The organism is Promicromonospora umidemergens (assembly GCF_024171995.1).
In the GTDB taxonomy this organism is placed as follows: domain Bacteria; phylum Actinomycetota; class Actinomycetes; order Actinomycetales; family Cellulomonadaceae; genus Promicromonospora; species Promicromonospora umidemergens.
This window is the reverse complement of sequence record NZ_JAMTCT010000006.1, coordinates 86584-105395: the sequence shown is the minus strand read 5'-3', so window position 1 is coordinate 105395 and position 18812 is coordinate 86584. Positions and strand designations below refer to the sequence as shown.

The 18812-nt window shown below is 71.5% G+C and carries 15 protein-coding genes; 9 read left to right on the top strand and 6 right to left on the bottom strand.

The window, feature by feature from the left end; translation table 11 throughout:
• Positions 1 to 33 precede the first annotated feature (33 nt).
• From APR04_RS12315 to APR04_RS12295, 5 genes are all read right to left on the bottom strand, one after another.
• Positions 34 to 1722, bottom strand: coding sequence for a discoidin domain-containing protein (locus APR04_RS12315; protein WP_253870661.1), 1689 nt, complete (start codon positions 1720 to 1722; stop codon positions 34 to 36).
• Between the two features lie 187 nt (positions 1723 to 1909).
• Positions 1910 to 2869, bottom strand: coding sequence for a zinc-binding dehydrogenase (locus APR04_RS12310; RefSeq protein ID WP_253870660.1), 960 nt, complete (start codon positions 2867 to 2869; stop codon positions 1910 to 1912).
• 36 nt (positions 2870 to 2905) lie between these two features.
• Complete coding sequence (locus tag APR04_RS12305; RefSeq protein ID WP_253870658.1) at positions 2906 to 3331, bottom strand: VOC family protein; 426 nt, start codon at positions 3329 to 3331, stop codon at positions 2906 to 2908.
• Positions 3332 to 3371: 40 nt separating this feature from the next.
• Positions 3372 to 4658 carry a homoserine O-acetyltransferase MetX gene (gene metX, locus APR04_RS12300; protein WP_253870656.1) on the bottom strand — a complete coding sequence of 429 codons (1287 nt, stop codon included), beginning with the start codon at positions 4656 to 4658 and terminating at the stop codon, positions 3372 to 3374.
• A gap of 71 nt (positions 4659 to 4729) precedes the next feature.
• Complete coding sequence (locus APR04_RS12295; protein WP_253870655.1) at positions 4730 to 6067, bottom strand: bifunctional o-acetylhomoserine/o-acetylserine sulfhydrylase; 1338 nt, start codon at positions 6065 to 6067, stop codon at positions 4730 to 4732.
• A 418-nt stretch (positions 6068 to 6485) separates the two neighbouring features.
• On the opposite strand from APR04_RS12295, the gene APR04_RS12290 reads away from it, so the two are divergent.
• A complete protein-coding gene (locus APR04_RS12290; RefSeq protein WP_253870654.1) occupies positions 6486 to 6689 on the top strand; it encodes a hypothetical protein in 204 nt (67 codons plus the stop codon).
• An 89-nt stretch (positions 6690 to 6778) separates the two neighbouring features.
• Here the strand turns inward: APR04_RS12290 and APR04_RS12285 are convergent, their stop codons facing one another.
• Positions 6779 to 7279 (bottom strand): inorganic diphosphatase, encoded by a 501-nt coding sequence (locus tag APR04_RS12285; RefSeq protein ID WP_253870651.1) that lies wholly within the window; start codon positions 7277 to 7279, stop codon positions 6779 to 6781.
• Positions 7280 to 7536: 257 nt separating this feature from the next.
• Between APR04_RS12285 and dacB the strand changes: the two genes are divergently transcribed.
• The 8 genes from dacB (at position 7537) to folK (ending at position 18812) form a co-directional block, all read left to right on the top strand.
• Positions 7537 to 8985, top strand: coding sequence for a D-alanyl-D-alanine carboxypeptidase/D-alanyl-D-alanine endopeptidase (gene dacB, locus APR04_RS12280; protein WP_253870649.1), 1449 nt, complete (start codon positions 7537 to 7539; stop codon positions 8983 to 8985).
• 33 nt (positions 8986 to 9018) lie between these two features.
• Positions 9019 to 10095 (top strand): Rv3626c family coenzyme F420 biosynthesis-associated protein, encoded by a 1077-nt coding sequence (locus APR04_RS12275; RefSeq protein ID WP_253870647.1) that lies wholly within the window; start codon positions 9019 to 9021, stop codon positions 10093 to 10095.
• 73 nt (positions 10096 to 10168) lie between these two features.
• The gene (locus APR04_RS12270; RefSeq protein WP_253870645.1) at positions 10169 to 11512 is read left to right on the top strand and encodes a tRNA lysidine(34) synthetase; all 1344 of its coding nucleotides are present in this window, start codon (positions 10169 to 10171) and stop codon (positions 11510 to 11512) included.
• A 3-nt stretch (positions 11513 to 11515) separates the two neighbouring features.
• Entirely contained in the window at positions 11516 to 12070 is a 555-nt protein-coding gene (hpt, locus tag APR04_RS12265) for a hypoxanthine phosphoribosyltransferase (RefSeq protein WP_253870643.1), read from the top strand.
• Between the two features lie 184 nt (positions 12071 to 12254).
• Complete coding sequence (ftsH, locus tag APR04_RS12260) at positions 12255 to 14294, top strand: ATP-dependent zinc metalloprotease FtsH (RefSeq protein WP_253870641.1); 2040 nt, start codon at positions 12255 to 12257, stop codon at positions 14292 to 14294.
• Positions 14295 to 14320: 26 nt separating this feature from the next.
• Complete coding sequence (gene folE, locus APR04_RS12255) at positions 14321 to 14944, top strand: GTP cyclohydrolase I FolE (RefSeq protein ID WP_253870639.1); 624 nt, start codon at positions 14321 to 14323, stop codon at positions 14942 to 14944.
• Between the two features lie 86 nt (positions 14945 to 15030).
• On the top strand, positions 15031 to 15990 hold the full coding sequence (folP, locus tag APR04_RS12250; protein ID WP_301312440.1) for a dihydropteroate synthase: 960 nt from the start codon (positions 15031 to 15033) through the stop codon (positions 15988 to 15990).
• Positions 15987 to 18812 (top strand): 2-amino-4-hydroxy-6-hydroxymethyldihydropteridine diphosphokinase, encoded by a 2826-nt coding sequence (gene folK / locus APR04_RS12245; RefSeq protein ID WP_253870635.1) that lies wholly within the window; start codon positions 15987 to 15989, stop codon positions 18810 to 18812. Before folP ends, folK begins: the two co-directional genes overlap by 4 nt.

Genomic DNA, 18812 nt, shown 5'->3' with positions numbered 1-18812 from the left:
AGGCGCAACGATCGCGCCCACGTCGAAGACTTCCTACTGGTAGACGCGGACGTAGTCCACGAGCATGCGGGACGGGAAGGGGGTGCTCGCGTCCGGCGGGCCGGGCCAGTCACCGCCGACCGCGAGGTTGAGGATCATGTAGAAGTCGTGGTCGTAGACCCACGGGCCGCGGGTGGACTCCACCTCGTCCTTGTCCGCGTAGAAGACGTCCCGCCCGTCGAGCGAGAACTGGATGCCCTCGCTGTCCCACTCGGCGGCCCAGGTGTGGAACCCGTCCGAGATCTTCCAGCCGTCGGGCAGCGTGTACGAGCCGCCGTGGCCACCGGCGCCGTTGTACGCGGGGGCGTGCAGGGTGGAGTGGGCGTTCGTCGGGTCCTGTCCGATGAACTCCATGATGTCGATCTCCCCGTTGTACGGCCACGGACGGCCCTCCAGGAAGTCGGAGCCCATCATCCAGAACGCGGGCCACAGCCCTCGGCCCTCCGGTACCTTCACGCGGGCCTCGAACCGGCCGTACTGCGTGTTGAACGTGCCCGACGTGTTCATCCGGTGCGACGTGTACTGCCTGCCCTCGCGTTCCTCCTGCCGGGCCTCGAGCACGAAGCTGCCCTGGCCGTCGTGGAACCCGTTGCCGCTGGGCGTGTAGACCTGCTGCTCGTTGTTCTGCGGCAGCCCTGGGTCGATGGTCCATCTGGCGGCGTCGGCCGGGGCACCTGCCGGGCCGTCGAACTCGTCGTTCCACACGAGGTCCAGGTCCTCGAAGTCCGGGTCGGCGGGCTCGGCCGGGGGAGCCGTCGGTGCGCCGCCCGTTCCGTAGACCTGGAACTCCCACAGCGAGTACCCGTACGGGCCGCTCCGGTCGCGCAGGTGCACGCGGACGTGGCGGCCGTCGGCGTCCAGCGGGATGGTCTGCTTGAAGCCGGTACCGTCGGTGACCGAGTGGACGGTCTGCCAGGCGGCACCGTCGGCCGAGACCTCGATGTCGAAGGCTGCGGCGAACGCCGGGTCCCACTGCAGCACCACGCTGCTGATGTGCGCGGTGGCCCCGAGGTCGACGGCGATCCAGCCGTCGTCGACCCAGCCGGTGTCAGGGCTCACGGCCCAGCGGCTGGCTGGATCGAGGTCGAACGCCTTGTCGGGGGTGCAGAGCCAGCACGTGCCGTCGTTCTGCGAGCTGGAGGCGCTGCCTGCCTTGTTGAAGGACAGGAGGGACCCGGTGTCCGTCGGCGGCGTGTCACCGCCGGGCCCGAAGACCTGCAGCTCCCACAGGGAGACGCCCCACTGCGTGGCCCGTTCGGTGACCCACAGGCGCAGGTAGCGTCCGCTGCCGTCGACGTCGATGTTCTCGTCACCGCCGGTGCTGGTGGTGGTCGAGTGGATGGTGGACCAGCCGGCACCGTCGTCGGAGACCTCGATGCGGTAGCCGGACGCGTACGCCGTCTCCCAGTCGAGGACCACCTGGTCGATGGACTGCACGGAGCCCAGGTCGACGCGGATCCACTGGTCGTCGGCGGAGGTGCTGGACCAGCGGGTGCCTGGATCGCCGTCGACGGCGTTGGCCCCGGTGCTCCAGGTGAACTCGGCGCTGGACGTGGTGACGGCCCGGCCCTGGGAGAGCGGTTCTTCGGCGGCCGATGCCGTGGTGACCTGGGTAAACGCTCCTAGGGCGAGGAGGGAGGCTGCGGTGGCCCCGGCGGCGAGCAGGCGGAGGTGTCTGCGCATGTGACGTGCTCCTTCGAACGTCGGACTGGCACATGGACGAGAGTGAGAGAGCGCTCTCTCGGACACTGTCGCGGACCGGCGGACCAGCGGTCAAGGGTTTGGCTGGAATTCGCTGACAGGCCTGTAAGCAAGACGCTCAGGTCACCGGAGTGACCTGAGCGTCTGACACGCGGGACGAGCGGACGGCTCAGGGCCGGACGGCCACCTTGCCGAACTGGTCGCCCCGGTCCAGCCGGGCCAGGCCTTCGGCGGCCTCGGCGAGCGGGACCACGGCGTCGATCACCGGGCGCACACCCGTGCGGGCGCAGAACCGGGCGAGCGCGCCGAGGTCGTCCCGCGAGCCCATCGTGACGCCCTGGACGCGGAGCTCCTGGAAGAAGATGCGGGTCAGCTCGGCGGGGGGAGCGTCACCCGACGTGGCACCGCAGACCAGCACCGAGCCGCCGGGCCGCACCGAGCGGATCGAGTGGGCCCACGTCGCCTGGCCCACCGACTCCAGCACTGCGTCGACGCGGGCAGGCAGGCGCGCGCCCGTCTCGACGGCGCCCGCCGCCCCCAGGGCGACGGCCCGCTCCCGCTTCTCGGCGGAGCGTGACGTCACCCAGACCTCCAGGCCGGCCGCCGCACCCAGGGTGACCGCCGCCGTCGCGAGCCCTCCGCCCGCACCCTGCACGAGCACGCGGTCGCCCGGAGTGAGGCCGCCCGCCGTGAAGAGCATGGTGTACGCGGTGAGCCAGGCCGTCGGCAGGCACGCCGCCTCTTCGAACGTGAGCTCAGCGGGCTTGGGCACGAGGTTCGCCGTCGGCACCGACACCCGCTCGGCGAGGGTGCCCTGGTAGCGCTCCGAGAGCAGCGAGCGCGGTTCCTTCGGCCCGACGCCGTGGCCGTCGGCCCCGATGACGCCGTGCACGATCACCTCCGTGCCGTCCGGCGTCACGCCCGCTGCGTCGGTGCCGAGGATCATCGGGAGCTGCTGCTCCTTCAGGCCCACCCCGCGCAGCGACCAGAGGTCGTGGTGGTTCAGGCTCGCGGCTCGCACGTCCACCGTGGTCCAGTGCTCCACGGCGTCCGGTTCGGGGCGGTCACCCACCTCCAGGCCGTCGAGCGGGCTGTCGGGCGAGAAGCTGGTCACGTAGGCGGCAAGCATGCGGCGACCCTAACCGACCCGGGACCGGCCGGCAGGTCACTTGGCGGCGACGTCGAACATCCAGGAGATGCCGAACCTGTCGGTGAGCTGCCCGTAGTAGTCGCCCCACGGTGCGAGCTCGAACGGCTGACCCGGCGTCGCGCCGTCGGACAGCTTCTCGTAGGCGCCCTTGATGTAGTCGTGGTCGTCGGGTCCGCCGGTCAGGGCGACGGTGACGCCAGCTGAGGGCGCCACGTACTCCATGAACGACGGCGTGTCCGACGCCATGATCGTGAGGCCGCCCGGGGTGTCGAGCTGCCCGTGCATGACGAGATCCTTGTCCTCGTCGGGTGTGGGCATCCCCTCCATCGGGGTGCCACCGAAGGTGCTGACGTCGAGCTCACCGCCGAGCACGGACTGGTAGAAGTCCAGGGCAGCCTTGGCCTCGGACCTGAAGCTGAGGTACGGATTGAGCTTTGCCATACGGCCACGCTAGTCCTGGCGCCGCCGGAACGCAGGATGGTTACCCGAGGAACTCACTCACCATGGGACCGATCTGGTCGGCCTCGACCAGGAACCCGTCGTGGCCCACGTCGCTGGTGACGATCCGCAGCGACTCCGCCTGCGGTATCCACTGGGCGAGCCGCGCGGACTGCGCGGGCGGGAACAGCCGGTCGCTGTCCACCGCAACCACGAGCGCCCGAGCGGTGATCTGGCTGAGCGCCGCCTCGACGCCGCCGCGGTCGCGCCCCAGGTCGTGCGACAGCATCGACTCGGTGAGAACCAAGTAGGAGTTGGCGTCGAACCGCCGGACGAGCTTGTCGCCGTGGTGCTCGAGGTACGACTGCACGGCGAACCGGCCGCCCGCGAACGGATCCTCGCCACCCTGCGGCAGCCGACCGAAGCGCTGGTCCAGCTCGTAGCCCGTGCGGTACGTGGTGTGGGCGATCTGCCGGGCGATGCCCAGACCGGTGTGCGGGCCGTCGTCGTCGGCGGCCGAGTAGTAGTCGCCGTCCCGGAAGCGAGGGTCCACGCGGATCGCGGCGAGCTGCGGGTGCGCCCACGCGATCTGGTCGCCCCCGGTCTGGGCGGTCGTGGCGATGGCAGCCACGTTCCGCACCTCGATGCCGGCCTCGGGCCCGAGCAGCGCCCACTCGAGCACGCGCAGCCCGCCCATCGACGCGCCGACCACCAGCTCCCACGACCGGATCCCGAGCTCGTCGGACAGCGCGATCTCCACGGCCACCTGGTCGCGCGTCGTGATGTACGGGAACCGCCCACCCCACGGCCGCCCGTCCTGGGCGATGGAGGAGGGGCCGGTCGTGCCCTGACAGCCACCGAGCGCGTTGGGCGCCACCACGAAGTACCGGTCGGTGTCGATGGGCTTGCCGGGGCCGACCGTCTCGCCCCACCAGCCGTCGGTCACGTGGCCAGGGCCCGCGGCACCGGTCACGTGCGAGTCGCCCGTCAGGGCGTGCAGCACCAGCACGGCGTTGGAGCCGTCGGCGTTCAGGGTGCCCCAGGTCTCGTAGGCCACACGCACGGCGGGCAGGCGACCGCCCGCCTCCAGGTCGAACGCGCCGACGTCGGCGAACAGCCGGTGCCCCGGGTCGTCGCCCTCGTGCCACGCACCGCTCGCGGGCACCGGCGGCTTGCTGCGGGAGCGTGAGGTCTGCACCGGGTCGGCGGGGCTCGGTGGTGCGCCGCCGTCCCCGCCGTGCGCGCCGTCCGGCGCAGGGAAGGGCACGAGCACCGAGCGGACCGGTTGGTCCGGCGCGTCGTGCGGGGCCCTCGGGGTGGTGATGGCCATGGTGTCTCCTGCGGCTCGGTGTGGTGAGCTCGGGGCCTGGCCCCGGCGCGGACGGCGACGTCACATCGCTGCTACTTGGTCTCCTCGCCCAGGAGGCCCTTGGCCGCGGTGAAGCCCAGCTCCAGGTCGGCGAGGATGTCCTCCACGTTCTCCAGGCCGACGGCGAGGCGGACGAGCCCGGGGGTGACCCCCGACAGCGCCTGCTCCTCGGCCGTGAGCTGCGAGTGGGTGGTGGAGGCCGGGTGGATCACGAGCGACCGGACGTCGCCGATGTTCGCCACGTTGGAGTGCAGCTCCAGGGCCGACACGAAGGCCTTCCCGGCATCGGCACCACCATCGAGCTCGAAGGCGAGCACGGCGCCGGCACCCTTCGGCGCGTACTTCTGCGCGTTCGTGTGCCAGGGCGAGCTCGGCAGGCCCGCGTAGTGGACCGTGCCGACGTCGTCCCGTGCTTCCAGCCACTCGGCGACGTGCTGCGCGTTGGCGACGTGTCGCTCGATCCGCAGCGACAGCGTCTCGATGCCCTGGGCCAGGAGGAAGGCGTTGAACGGTGAGATCGCCGCACCGAGGTCCCGCAGGAGCTGGACCCGTGCCTTGAGGATGAACGCGAGGTTCGCCCCCAGCGCCGAGCCGACGCCGAGGTCGCGCGCGAAGACCAGGCCGTTGTAGCTCGGGTCCGGCGTGTTGAAACCGGGGAAGCGGTCCGGGTCGGCGGCGAAGTCGAACCGGCCGCCGTCGACGATCACGCCGCCGATCGTGGTGCCATGACCGCCCAGGTACTTGGTCGCCGAGTGCACCACGAAGTCGGCACCGTGCTCGAAGGGGCGGATCAGGTACGGCGTCGCGACGGTGTTGTCGACGATCAGCGGGATGCCGGCCTCGTGCGCCGCCGCCGCGATGCCCTCGATGTCGAGCACGTCGGAGCGCGGGTTCGGGATGGTCTCGCCGAAGAACGCCTTCGTGTTCGGCCGGACGGCGGCGCGCCATGCGTCCAGGTCGTGCGGGTCGTTGACGAACGTGGTCTCGATGCCGAACTTCGGCAGAGTGTGGTGGAGCAGGTTGTACGTGCCGCCGTAGAGGCTCGCGGAGGCGACGATGTGGTCGCCCGCCTGCGCGAGGTTGAGGAGAGCGATGGAGCCGGCCGCCTGGCCCGACGCCACCAGGAGCGCGCCGACGCCGCCCTCGAGGCTCGCGATCCGGTCCTCGACCACCTGCGTCGTCGGGTTGCCGATGCGGGTGTAGATGGGGCCGAGGTCCTTGAGGGCGAACCGGTCGGCGGCGACCTCGGCGTCGGGGAAGACGAACGACGTGGTCTGGTAGATCGGCAGGGCGCGGGATCCCGTGGTGGGGTCCACCTCCTGGCCGGCGTGGATCTGGCGGGTCTCGAACGACCACTGGGGCTGAGTCATGGCTCTCCTGCTTCCTGTAGCTGGTGGCGTGCTTCGGGCGGAACTGGCCGAGATGTGCCGCGGCGTGCCCCATGGGGCCTGCGCATCAGGAGGTGGTCCGCGGCGGGGTGGCGCGCACGCGGGAGTCGGCCGAACGGCCGAGGGCAGGCGAACGTGCGCTGGTTCAGCAACTACACATTCGACGAGTCATGGTGTGACCGTAGACGGCCCTGGACGGCACCGAAAGCCATGTCTTATATCGTGAGATCGGAAAATGAGACGGGCGCCGGACCGTGTCCGGAGGCGCCGCCCGTCGGGCCGCGGACGCCCCGGTAGCGCGAGACGGCGGCCTGGGCGACATTGGAACGTGGCGCGGGAGTGATTCACGCGATCCGCGCAAGGCGACACGCCGATGGGTGCGCCGATCGGGAGGAGGGCCATGGGACGGGCCCGAGATCTGGAGGAGCCGAGGCATGGTCACGGCGCAGCGCTGGCGCTGCGCGCGCTCGGGGTCCTGGTGCTCGTGCTCGCCCTGGTGATCCCATGGGGCCCGACGGCCAGGGCCGACCCGCCGGCGGGTCCGCCCACCGCGGAGGGGGCCCGAGCGGCTGGTGGCGCGCTCGCGGTAGCTGGTCGTCGTTGATCTACGACCGCCCCTGATCCTTGGCTGTGGGCGTGAGCTTCGCCTATGACGGGCAGGCCGTCGCAACGGTCACGCCCACAACCGAGGCGTCAGTGCTTGGCGTAGTAGCCGGTGTCCTCGGCGCGCTGGATCGAGCGAACGATCTCGGCCTCGGCGTCGGAACGGCCCACCCAGTGGGCGCCCTCGACGGACTTGCCCGGCTCCAGGTCCTTGTAGACCTCGAAGAAGTGCTGGATCTCCAGGCGGTGGAAGTCCGAGACGTCGTCGATGTCCTGGCGCCACGCGGCGCGCTGGTCGCCCGTCGGCACGCAGAGCACCTTGTCGTCGCCGCCGGCCTCGTCGCGCATGCGGAACATGCCGAGTGCACGGCACTTGATCAGGCAGCCCGGGAAGGTGGGCTCCTCCAGCAGGACGAGTGCGTCCAAGGGGTCGCCGTCTTCGCCGAGGGTGCCCTCGATGAAGCCGTAGTCGTCCGGGTAGCGCGTCGAGGTGAAGAGCATGCGGTCGAGGCGGATACGTCCGGTCTCGTGATCCACCTCGTACTTGTTCCGCTGACCCTTGGGGATCTCGATCGTGACGTCGAACTCCACGTCGATGTGCTCCAGTTCTCGAAGATGGTCGCCGAAGTGTCTTACCGCGGCGGCGGCCTTGCGCCTGTCCAGTGTGCCATGTGTCCTGTGTCCCGACCGTTACCTGTGGTCAGCACCACTCTCCGGGTTGGGCATAATTCGCAGCGTGTGCGCCGCGCGCGCGAGCCGGTCTCGCGAGCGGGTGAAATTACCCGTGAATCGCCGTCGCCGTACCCATCGCATGGTTTGCCGCCACTAGAGTTGCCTATGGCTTTCACGTGACGATCGAGAGGATGCCCATGGAGTGGGGGTTGCGCTCCGGCGCTGCCGTCGCCGCGGTCGTCGCACTGTTCGGCGGGTACCTCGTCGCCGATGCGTACGACGTCGTTCCCGGCATGCTCACCACGGCCGAGCCGTGGCCAGAGCCGAGCCCCTTCCCGTCGGCTCCCGGCGCCGTCGAGGGGCCGGCTCCCGTCGCGCTCCTCGAGGGCCTCCCGGACGATGCGCCGGTACCGGACAGCGCCGAGATGCAGCGCCTGGTGACGGGCCTGGCCAAGGACAAGCGGCTCGGTTCCCGGGTCGGCGTCATGGTGGCCGACGGGAGCACCGGCGAGGTGCTCGGCTCGTCGAGCCCGGACAAGCTCATGACCCCTGCCTCCACCCAGAAGCTCTTCACCGGCGTCGCCGCGCTCTCCTCGATCGCGGGCACCACGCTGGACACCAAGGCCGTCCTCGCCGAGGACGACACCGTGGTCCTGGTGGGTGGTGGAGACATGATGCTGGCGGAGGGGCAGGGCGACCCCGACGCCGTCAACGGGCGGGCCGGCCTGGCCGACCTCGCTCAGCAGGTCGCCGCCAAGGTGAAGGTCACCGGCACCACCGAGGTGCGGGTCGCGCTCGACGACACGCTCTTCACCGGCGACGACATCGCACCGACCGTGGCGAGCCCGGACATCGCGGCCGGCTACGTGGCACCCGTCTCGTCCGTGGCGATCAACGTCGGGCTGCTGTCCGACGAGTACACCGACAACGGGCCCCGCGCGTCGGACCCCGGCAAGTACGCCGCGGAGGTCTTCTCCGCGGCGCTGGAGGCCGAGGGCCTGCAGACCGCCGGTGCCGTGGTCAACGAGACCGCACCGGACGACGCCCAGGTGCTCGGTCAGGTCAGCTCCGCGCCGCTCGCGGAGGTCGTCGGGTTCGCCATGCAGTACTCCGACAACACGATCACCGAGGTGCTCGGGCGCCTCGTCGCCGTGGACGCCGGCCTGCCCGGCTCGAACGACGGCGCCACCCAGGCGGTGATCGCGAGTGCGCGGCGGCTCGGCGTCGACATGACCGGTGCTCGCCTGCGGGACTGCTCCGGCCTCGGTGACGGCTCCTACCTGAGCTCGCAGCAGCTCGTGGACCTGCTCGGGATCATGGTCGACCCCGCGCACCCCAAGCTGCGCAGCGAGGCGGTCGGCATGCCGATCGCTGGCCTGTCGGGCACTCTCGACAGCAGCCTCGGGAGGTTCACCGGAACCAACCCGGCCCGCGGCCTGGCACGGGCCAAGACCGGCAGCCTGCCCAAGGTTCGCGCGCTCGCAGGCACGGTGATCACGGCCGACGGCCGGCTGCTCGTCTTCTCGATCCTCGCCGACTCGATCCCTGCCGACAGGACCGTCGGCGCCACGCAGATCTACGACAGCTTCGTCGGCGACCTCGCGGCGTACTCGACCCAGGGCTGACGCCCCGCCGGCCACGACGGTTACCGTGGTCCGGTGACACAGGCCTCCACCGCCCCGCAGGTCGTCGACTGGTCGGCGGCAGGACAGATCGCCGGGCGCCTTGCCGCGCCAGGGCCCCAAGCACCGCGGGACGAGCTCGACTCCCTGGTGAGCGGGCTCCGCGCCGCGGCAGGAGACGCCGTCGGGCACGTGCTGGAGACGACACGCATGGTGCCGCACGACGGCAACGTGACGCTGAGCCCTGTGGTGGTCGTGGACCGCGCGACCTGGGCACGGGCGAACACGCAGTCGATGGCCGCCATGACCGACGGGATCGGTGCGGTCGTCGCCGAGGTGTCGAAGGGGGCCACGTCGCCCGGCGCCCAGCTGGCAGGCGCCGCTGAGATCGGGGCGGTCCTCGCCCTGCTCAGCGGGCGGGTGCTGGGCCAGTTCGACCCGTACTCCGGCCCCGGCCGGCTGCTGCTCGTCGCCCCCAACGTGCTGCAGGCGGAGCAGGCGCTGCGGGTCCCGGTGCGCGACTTCCGGCTGTGGGTGTGCCTGCACGAGCAGACGCACGCCCTGCAGTTCGCGGCGGCGCCATGGCTCGCTGGCCACCTCAGCGGCCGCACGCAGGACCTGATCGCCGGCATGGCCCGGACGTCGGCGGAGCTGGCCAAGGTGCGGTTCGACAAGAAGGTGGTCGCGATCGGGCGGAACGTGCTCGCCACCCTGCGCGGCGAGGGCGGCACGCTCATGGACGGCATGCTCACGCACGAGCAGAAGGACGAGCTGGCCGACATCACGGCCGTCATGGCCCTCCTGGAGGGGCATGCGGACGTGATGATGGACGCGGTGGGGCCCCGGGTGGTGCCGTCGGTGCGCCGCATCCGCGCCCGGTTCGAGCGCCGTCGCGACGGCGAGGGACGCAACACGTTCGACACCGTGGTGCAGAAGCTGCTCGGGATGGAGGCCAAGCTCGCCCAGTACCGCGACGGGGCGGTGTTCGTGCGGACCGTGGAGCGGGCCGTAGGACGCGACGGGCTCAACGCGGTGTGGGCCGCCCCGGAGAACCTGCCGACCGCCCGGGAGATCGCCGACGCCCGCGCCTGGGTGCGCCGGGTGCACGGATGAGGACGGGGACGGGGGCGCGGACGGGGACGGCGGGCTCCGTGCCCCACTCGTCCGACGGCGGGAACGCCTGACCGTGGCCCGTGTCGACCCCGCCGTCGCAGCGGCCCGGAACGCGGTCCGGGAGGTGCTGGCCGGCCTCGGCCCGGACGACCTGGTGCTGGTCGCCTGCTCGGGCGGTGCGGACAGCCTCGCTCTCGCCGCGTCGCTGGCGTTCGAGGCCCGGCGGGTGGGGCGCTCGGTCCGGTCGCGGGGCCACGCCGTGCGGGCGGGCGCGGTGGTCGTCGACCACGGGCTGCAGGCCGGCTCCGCCGAGGTGGCCGCGCGGGCGGCGGAGCAGTGCCGCTCGCTGGGCCTCGACCCGGTGGTGGTCCGGCGTGCGGACCGGCCTGCCGCCGGCGGTCCCGATGCGGCAGCCGAACGAAGGCCTGGTCTGGTTCGGGACGTCCATGACTCGACCGGGCCGACGTCCGGCGGCGGAGGGCCGGAGGCGGTTGCCCGGGATGCCCGGTACGCCGCGCTGGAGGTGTTCGCCGCCGAGGCCGGCGCCGCCCTGGTGCTGCTCGGGCACACCCTCGACGACCAGGCGGAGCAGGTGCTGCTCGGGCTCGCCCGGGGTGCCGGGGCACGCTCGCTGGCCGGGATGCCGCGCGAGCGGGGGATCTTCCGCCGGCCGTTCCTCGGACTGCGCCGGGCGCAGACCGAGGCGGTGTGTGCGGCGTCGGGCCTGCAGTTCTGGACGGACCCCACCAACCTGCTGCCGACCGGCCCCCCGGCCGGCGCCTTGCTCCGAGATCGGTCGGGCGACTCGAGATCGGTCCATCGATCGACCGATCTCGGGTCGACGGACCGATCTCAGGTTCAGCGCGATGCAACGGACCGATCGCGCGGAACCTTCACGCCGCTGCGCTCGCAGGTGCGCGGGCGCGTGCTGCCGGTGCTGGAGGACACGCTGGGCCCTGGTGTAGCCGAGGCCCTCGGGCGGAGCGCGGACCAGCTGCGCGACGACGCGGACCTGCTGGACGCCCTCGCCGCGGAGCTCCTCGAGCGGGCCGGCAGGGCCCCGGCGGCGGCCCAGGCGGCACAAGGCACGGGAGCCCCTGGCCGGCCGACGGCGGGGGAGAGCGACGTCGTGCGCACCCTCGACGTCGCCGTGCTGGAGCAGGCACACCCGGCGCTCCGGCGTCGTGCCCTCCGGCTCGCCGCGCTCGCTGCCGGCTGCCGGCCGACGGACACCACCACCCGACACGTCGACGCGCTGGACGCCCTCGTCGTGTCATGGAGCGGTCAAGGCCCCGTCCATCTCCCGGGCGGCGCACGAGCCCGTCGTGCGTGTGGCAGTCTTTTCCTGCGCGCCGCGCCGACCGGTATCTCGGACGGCGGGACCGGCGTCCCGCCCCCCAGCACAACTCAGGAGTAACTCGTGGACCAGTCCGACGTCGGACCCGACCTCGCGGAGATCCTGCTCTCCGAGGAGCAGCTCACCAAGAAGCTCGACGAGCTGGCAGCCCAGATCGACGCGGACTACGCGGGCAAGGACCTGCTCCTGGTCGGCGTGCTCAAGGGTGCGGTCATGGTCATGGCGGACCTGTCGCGCAGGCTCCACCACCAGGTCCAGATGGACTGGATGGCGGTGTCGTCGTACGGCTCGGGCACCAAGTCCTCTGGCGTCGTCCGCATCCTCAAGGACCTCGACGCGGACCTGACGGGCCGCAACGTCATCATCGTCGAGGACATCATCGACTCCGGCCTGACCCTGTCCTGGCTGGTGTCGAACCTGCGCTCGCGCGGTCCCGAGTCCGTCGAGATCGCTGCCATGCTGCGCAAGCCGGACGCCGCGCAGGCCGACGTCGACGTGAAGTACCTGGGGTACGACATCGCCAACGAGTTCGTGGTGGGCTACGGCCTCGACTACGCGGAGAACTATCGCAACCTGCCGTTCGTTGCCACCCTGGCACCGCACGTCTACGGAGGCTGACTCGTCAGCACCGCTCGACGCCGCGGAATGCCCATCCCGGGCGGTTCGTCACGTCTGGGCGCGGTGTAACCCAGGCATCACATGCTCTGGGCGAACACCCGGGGCTCCTGTCAGGGAGACCATGTAGTTTCGACGGAAACATACTGCGCGAGCGGAGGGAAACGGGGCACGGTCCCCGTCGCCGATGAACATCAAGAAGCTTCTGAGTGGCCCTGTCATCTGGATCCTGGTCGCCTTGGTCGTGGTGACGCTGGCCATCTCGGCACTGAACCAGACCAATGTCTCGCGAATCGAGACGTCACAGGGAATCGAGCTGCTGAACGGCAGCACAGTCGAGCACGCCCTCATGGTCGACGGCGAGCAGCGGGTCGAGCTCGAGCTCTCCGAGGCGTACTCGGTGACCGAGGGTGAGGGTGAGGACGCCGAGGAGGTCGACAAGGGCACGACCGTCGAGTTCTTCTACACGCTGCCCCAGGGCGACCGGGTCGAGGACGCCATCGTGAAGTCCGACCCGGCCGACGGGTTCGACTCGGAGGTGCCGCAGCCCAGCTTCTGGTCCTCCATGCTGTCGGTGCTGATCCCGTTCCTCCTGATCGGTGTCGTGTTCTGGTTCCTGCTCTCGCGGGCCCAGGGCGGCGGCAGCCGTGGGGTGATGGGCTTCGGCAAGTCGAAGGCGAAGCTGGCCACCAAGGACACCCCGCAGGTGACCTTCGCCGACGTCGCGGGTGCGGACGAGGCGGTGGAGGAGCTCCACGAGATCAAGGAGTTCCTCGCCGAGCCGGCCAAGTTCCAGGCCGTCGGTGCCAAGATCCCGAAGGGCGTGCTGCTCTACGGCCCGCCTGGTACGGGCAAGACCCTCCTCGCGCGCGCCGTCGCCGGTGAGGCCGGCGTGCCGTTCTACTCGATCTCCGGCTCGGACTTCGTCGAGATGTTCGTCGGCGTGGGCGCCAGCCGTGTCCGTGACCTGTTCGAGCAGGCCAAGCAGAACTCGCCGGCGATCATCTTCGTGGACGAGATCGACGCGGTAGGCCGTCACCGCGGCGCCGGCATGGGCGGCGGGCACGACGAGCGCGAGCAGACGCTGAACCAGATGCTCGTCGAGATGGACGGCTTCGACGTCAAGACGAACGTCATCCTCATCGCGGCGACCAACCGTCCCGACATCCTCGACCCGGCGCTGCTGCGCCCGGGCCGCTTCGACCGCCAGATCGCTGTCGAGGCCCCGGACCTCAAGGGTCGTGCGGCGATCCTCAAGGTGCACTCGCAGGGCAAGCCGATGGTCCCAGAGGTCGACCTTGAGGCCGTCGCCCGCCGCACGCCCGGCTTCACGGGCGCCGACCTGGCGAACGTGCTCAACGAGGGCGCGCTGCTCACCGCACGCAGCGGCGCACAGCTCATCGACGACCGCGCACTGGACGAGGCCATCGACCGCGTGATCGCCGGCCCGCAGAAGCGCACCCGGGTCATGAACGTCAAGGAGCAGAAGATCACGGCGTACCACGAGGGCGGGCACGCCCTCGTCGCCTCGGCGATGCGGTACACGGACCCCGTGACCAAGGTGACGATCCTGCCGCGCGGTCGCGCGCTGGGCTACACCATGGTGATGCCGCTCGAGGACAAGTACTCGACCACGCGCAACGAGCTGCTCGACCAGCTCGCGTACGCGATGGGCGGCCGGGTGGCCGAGGAGCTCGTGTTCCACGACCCCACGACGGGTGCCTCGAACGACATCGAGAAGGCCTCGGCCATCGCCCGCAAGATGGTGACCGAGTACGGCATGAGCGAGCAGGTCGGCGCCATCAAGCTCGGCACGAGCGCCGGTGAGCCGTTCATGGGCCGGGACTACGGTCACCAGCGCGACTACTCCGAGTCCGTGGCGGGCATGATCGACGACGAGGTGCGCAAGCTCGTCGATGCCGCGCACGACGAGGCGTGGGAGGTGCTGAGCCAGTACCGCGACGTGCTCGACGAGCTGGTGCTGGGTCTGCTCGAGAAGGAGACGCTGAACCAGAAGGAGCTCGCGGAGGTTTTCCGGGCCGTCGAGAAGCGCCCTGCGCGCGACGTCTGGCTGTCCAGCGAGCAGCGCACCGTGCACACCCGCGGCCCGGTGCAGACGGCCAAGGAGCTGGCGGTCCAGAACGGGCACACCACCGTGCCGCAGGACGAGGCAGTGCTCGACGTGGCGCCCCCGTCGGACGTGGCGCCGACGGATACGCCGAACTGAGCAGTGACGAAGACCGGAGCAACACGATGACCGATGGGTCAGTCACCCCCGTTTCGACGCCCGTGCGGCGTGCGGCGGACATTCCGCCCTACGACGCCGCACGGGCCGAGGCGGCGGTGCGGGAGCTTCTCATCGCCGTCGGCGAGGACCCCGGGCGCGAAGGTCTGCGGGAGACCCCGGCCCGGGTAGCTCGGGCGTACCGCGAGATCTTCGCCGGTCTGCGGCAGGAGCCCGAGGACGTGCTGACCACCACCTTCGACCTCGGACACGAGGAGATGGTGCTGGTCAAGGACATCGAGGTGTACTCGACCTGCGAGCACCACCTGGTGCCGTTCCACGGCGTCGCGCACGTCGGGTACATCCCCAACACGGACGGGCGCATCACGGGGCTGAGCAAGCTGGCCCGGCTGGTCGAGGTCTACGCACGCCGTCCGCAGGTGCAGGAGCGGATGACCACCCAGATCGCGGACTCCCTCGTGGAGATCCTCGAGCCGCGCGGCGTGCTCGTGGTGGTCCAGTGCGAGCACCTGTGCATGTCGATGCGTGGCGTGCGCAAGCCCGGTTCGCGGACCATCACGTCGGCGGTGCGCGGGGTCATGCGGGACGGCGCCACGCGAGCCGAGGCGATGAGCCTCATCCTCGGGAAGTGACGGTGGCTCCCACCGCGCGCCATCCCGCCCGGGACGCCCGGGTGCTCGGTCTGCCGGAGCTCTCCGGCGTGGGCCGCACCCTGGTGATGGGTGTCGTGAACGTCACCCCTGACTCGTTCTCGGACGGCGGCGAGTGGTTCGAGCCCTCGGCCGCCGTGGCGCACGGGCTGGAGCTGCTCGGCGAGGGCGCGGACATCCTGGACGTGGGCGGGGAGTCCACCCGCCCCGGGTCGGTCCGCGTACCGCAGGACCAGGAGCTGGCACGCGTGCTGCCCGTGATCGAGCAGCTCACCGCGCGCGGAGCGACCGTGAGCGTTGACACCACGCGCGCGGCCGTGGCCGAGCGTGCCGTGGCCGCGGGAGCACGCATCGTGAACGACGTCTCGGGTGGCCTCGCCGACCCGGAGATGGGCCGCGCCGTCGCCGAGACCGGCGCCGCGTACGTGGCGATGCACTGGCGGGGGCATGCCGACGTCATGGACCAGCGCCAGACGTACGACGACGTCGTGGCGGACGTCCGCGACGAGCTCGCGGCCCGCATGGCCGCCCTGCACGACGACGGGGTGCGGCCCGAGCAAATGATCCTCGACCCAGGGCTCGGCTTCGCCAAGGCCGGGGTGCTGAACTGGCCGCTGCTGGCCCACCTCGACGCCCTGCACGAGCTGGGCCGCCCGGTGCTCGTCGGGGCGTCTCGCAAGCGGTTCCTCGGCCACCTGCTGGCGGACTCCGCCGGCCATACGGCACCGCCGCGGGCGAGGGACGACGCCACCGCCGCGATCTCGGCGCTGTCTGCCGCTGCCGGTGCCTGGTGCGTACGGGTGCACAGCGTCCGGGCCAGCGCCGATGCCGTCAAGGTCGCGGCTGCCTGGGCCGCCGCGACCGACCTGCCCCAGGTAGGGTCTTCGGGTACCTCTCCCCGATCCGCACCGGAGCCATTGACTTCCACCGTGGCCTTGACCACAGAATCGTGGATGGCCGCGGAACAGGGCATGCCGACCTGGCAGGATTCCGGTGCACGCAATGACGACGGGGGGAGACCACGGTGACCACAGCGTTCGGAACGGGCGTCACGGGCCTGGACGGCCGGTCCCTGGACCAGGTCCAGCTGACAGGCGTGAGCGCGCGGGGGTACCACGGTGTGCTGCCGTCGGAGCGACAGGCCGGCCAGGAGTTCCTGGCCGACGTCGTGCTGTACCTGGACACGCGCCCGGCGGCTGCCGGTGACGACCTGGCGCAGACGGTGAGCTACGCGGAGGTCGCGCAGGACGTCCACGACGTCCTGGCGGGCGAGCCTGCCGACCTCGTCGAGACGGTGGCCGAGCGCATCGCCGCGGTGGTGCTCGCTCGATCGCTGGTCGAGGCGGTGGACGTTCGCGTGCACAAGCCGCAGGCGCCCATCCCGGTACCGTTCGCCGACGTCGAGGTGGCGATCCGTCGCGACCGTAGCCACATGCCCGTCGTGATCGCCCCGCCGTCAGCGGCCGGCTCCGCCGACGTCGTGCCGGGGTCCGGTTCGGGCGCGGAGGCGGCAGCCTTAGGTCAGGCTCCAGAGCCTGCCGCCGAGGCCCGCGGCTACGAGTCCGGTCCGCAGGACCTCTTCCCGGTGAGCCTGCCCACCGAATCGTGGAACGAAGCGGCCGAGCGTACGCGCAGCGGCCTCGACAGCGCGTCGTTCGCCGCCGAGCCCGAGGCGCAGGGCTTCGAGCCCGTCGCCCGTCCGGCACACGACGAGCCGGCTCAGTTCGAGCCAGCCCCGTTCGAACCGGCGCAGTTCGAACCGGCCCAGTTTGAACCGGCCCAGTTTGAACCGGCCCAGTTCGAGCCGGAGCCGTACCAGCAGGAGCCGGCTGAGCCTGCCCAGCTCCGGGCGGAGACGTTCGAGCCAGAGCAGCTCGTGGACCGGGTCCCGGCCTCGACGGCACCTGGTGCGGAGCCGGAGCCGGCCCCGGTGCCAGAGCTCATCGCGCCCGAACCGCTCCAGGTCGTTCCCGCCGCCTGGGAGCTGCCGTCCGACGGTCCTGCGCACACCGAGCAGCGCGACGAGCCCGGCCACGAGCCGGCGTTCCGGCCGGACGCGCAGTTCCTGCCCGAGCAGGCCTTCGAGCCGGTCCAGCAGTACGAGTCGGTCCAGCAGTATGAGTCGGTTCAGGGCCTCGACCAGCGGCACGACCTGCCGAACGGCTTCGAGCAGCAGCAGTACGACCAGTTCGCGCAGCCGGACCAGCTCGAGCAGGCCCAGCGCTTCGAGCGCGCACAGCCCGGCTACGAGCAGCCGCCGCAGCAGCTCGACCAGCAGCAGCTCGACCCGCAGCAGAACCAGTACGACCAGCTGTTCGAGCAGCAGGACGACATGCGGACCACCCAGGTGGCAGCAGCGGTCCCTGACTCCGCCGTCGGGCAGCCCGAGCAGTACGCGCAGGAGTCGTACCAGTCCCAGCAGTACCAGTCCGAGCAGCACCAGCCGGAGCAGTACCAGGCCGAGCCGCGCGACCGGTTCGACGAGGTCCCCGCCGGGTACGTGGACGTGGTCATCGCGATCGGCGCCAACCTTGGCGACCCGCAGGCGACCATGCGCTCGGCGGTCGCCGAGCTGGACCGCATGCCGGGCTTGCAGATCACGGACGTGTCGCCACTGGCTCGCACGGCCGCCGTCGGCGGTCCAGAGGAGCAGCCCGACTACCTCAACGCCGTGCTGCTGGCCCGCACCACGCTCTCGGCACGCGGCCTGCTGCACCTCTGCCAGGAGGTCGAGAACGTGCACGGCCGGGTCCGTGAGGAGCACTGGGGTCCGCGCACGCTCGACGTCGACCTGATCACGTACGGCACCCTGACGGACTCCGCCGAGGACCTCGAGGTGCCTCACCCGCGCGCGCACGAGCGAGCGTTCGTCCTGGAACCGTGGTCGCAGATCGCGCTGGACGCGGTTCTGCCCGGCCTCGGCGGCGGTCCGGTGGCGCAGCTCGCGGCCACGGCGCCCGACCGCGCGGGCATCCGGTGGCTCGCCCTCGACTGGCTGACCGACCCGGAGCCGGAGCAGGGCGGCGGGACCACCGCCTCGAACCAGCCACCGGTGTCCGACGACGGCGGGAACCCGGGCCAGGACGCGCACGCGGGCGAGCTGCCGCCGGCGCTGCCCCCGTCGCTCCCGCCGAGCGGTCGGCCGCAGGCCTCGCCCGGTGGGCCGGTGGTCGAGGTACCTGGCGGTGGCCACCCGCAGGGGCAGCACAGCGGCCAGATCGAGCTCGACCGTCAGCCGCACGGCGGAGCGCCCCAGCAGCAGGAGGCGTACCCGGGCGGCACCCATCCGCAGGGCTACTCCAGCGGGCCGGTGCCGGGCGCTGACGGCTCGGTGCAGGTCCAGCAGCAGGCCGCGCAGGGGTCGCCCCTGCCCGCGCGTGGTGCACGGCAGGGCAACGGCTCGGCCGTCCCGCCTCCTGAGGAGGCCCTCGTCCCGGCGCCCATCGCACCTCGGGCGGTACGGGACACGGCGCACGAGCTGCCGGCACACGAGCTGCCGCCGGCGTCGTCGCAGCCCAAGCCGGTGTTCGCGCCGGTCAATCCGTCGCGCCAGCAGAGCGGCGTGTTCCCGCCCATGAACGGCGGTGGCGCCCAGGAGCCGGGCGGTCCGATGTTCGCGCCGGTCAGCACCCCGCCGAACGGTGTGTCGGACCAGGCCCAGCACGACCAGCCGAACGGCCATGGCAACGGGCAGCCGAACGGCCAGCAGGAGGCCTACGACAACGACCACACCGTGATCCGGGTCCCCGGGTTCGTCGGCGACCAGCGGACCCCGCCGCCGTCGGACGGTCCGATCGACTCGGTCCCCTCCTGGGTTCCGGTCCGGGACGAGCGGGGGCGCGACGCCTGA

Bases quoted from the DNA above. Each gene is read 5' to 3' on its own strand.
- APR04_RS12315 (WP_253870661.1), bottom strand. From the start codon at position 1,722: ATGCGCAGACACCTCCGCCTGCTCGCCGCCGGGGCCACCGCAGCCTCC.
- APR04_RS12310 (WP_253870660.1), bottom strand. From the start codon at position 2,869: ATGCTTGCCGCCTACGTGACCAGCTTCTCGCCCGACAGCCCGCTCGAC.
- APR04_RS12305 (WP_253870658.1), bottom strand. From the start codon at position 3,331: ATGGCAAAGCTCAATCCGTACCTCAGCTTCAGGTCCGAGGCCAAGGCT.
- metX (WP_253870656.1), bottom strand. From the start codon at position 4,658: ATGGCCATCACCACCCCGAGGGCCCCGCACGACGCGCCGGACCAACCG.
- APR04_RS12295 (WP_253870655.1), bottom strand. From the start codon at position 6,067: ATGACTCAGCCCCAGTGGTCGTTCGAGACCCGCCAGATCCACGCCGGC.
- APR04_RS12290 (WP_253870654.1), top strand. From the start codon at position 6,486: ATGGGACGGGCCCGAGATCTGGAGGAGCCGAGGCATGGTCACGGCGCA.
- ftsH (WP_253870641.1), top strand. From the start codon at position 12,255: ATGAACATCAAGAAGCTTCTGAGTGGCCCTGTCATCTGGATCCTGGTC.
- folE (WP_253870639.1), top strand. From the start codon at position 14,321: ATGACCGATGGGTCAGTCACCCCCGTTTCGACGCCCGTGCGGCGTGCG.
- folP (WP_301312440.1), top strand. From the start codon at position 15,031: ATGGGTGTCGTGAACGTCACCCCTGACTCGTTCTCGGACGGCGGCGAG.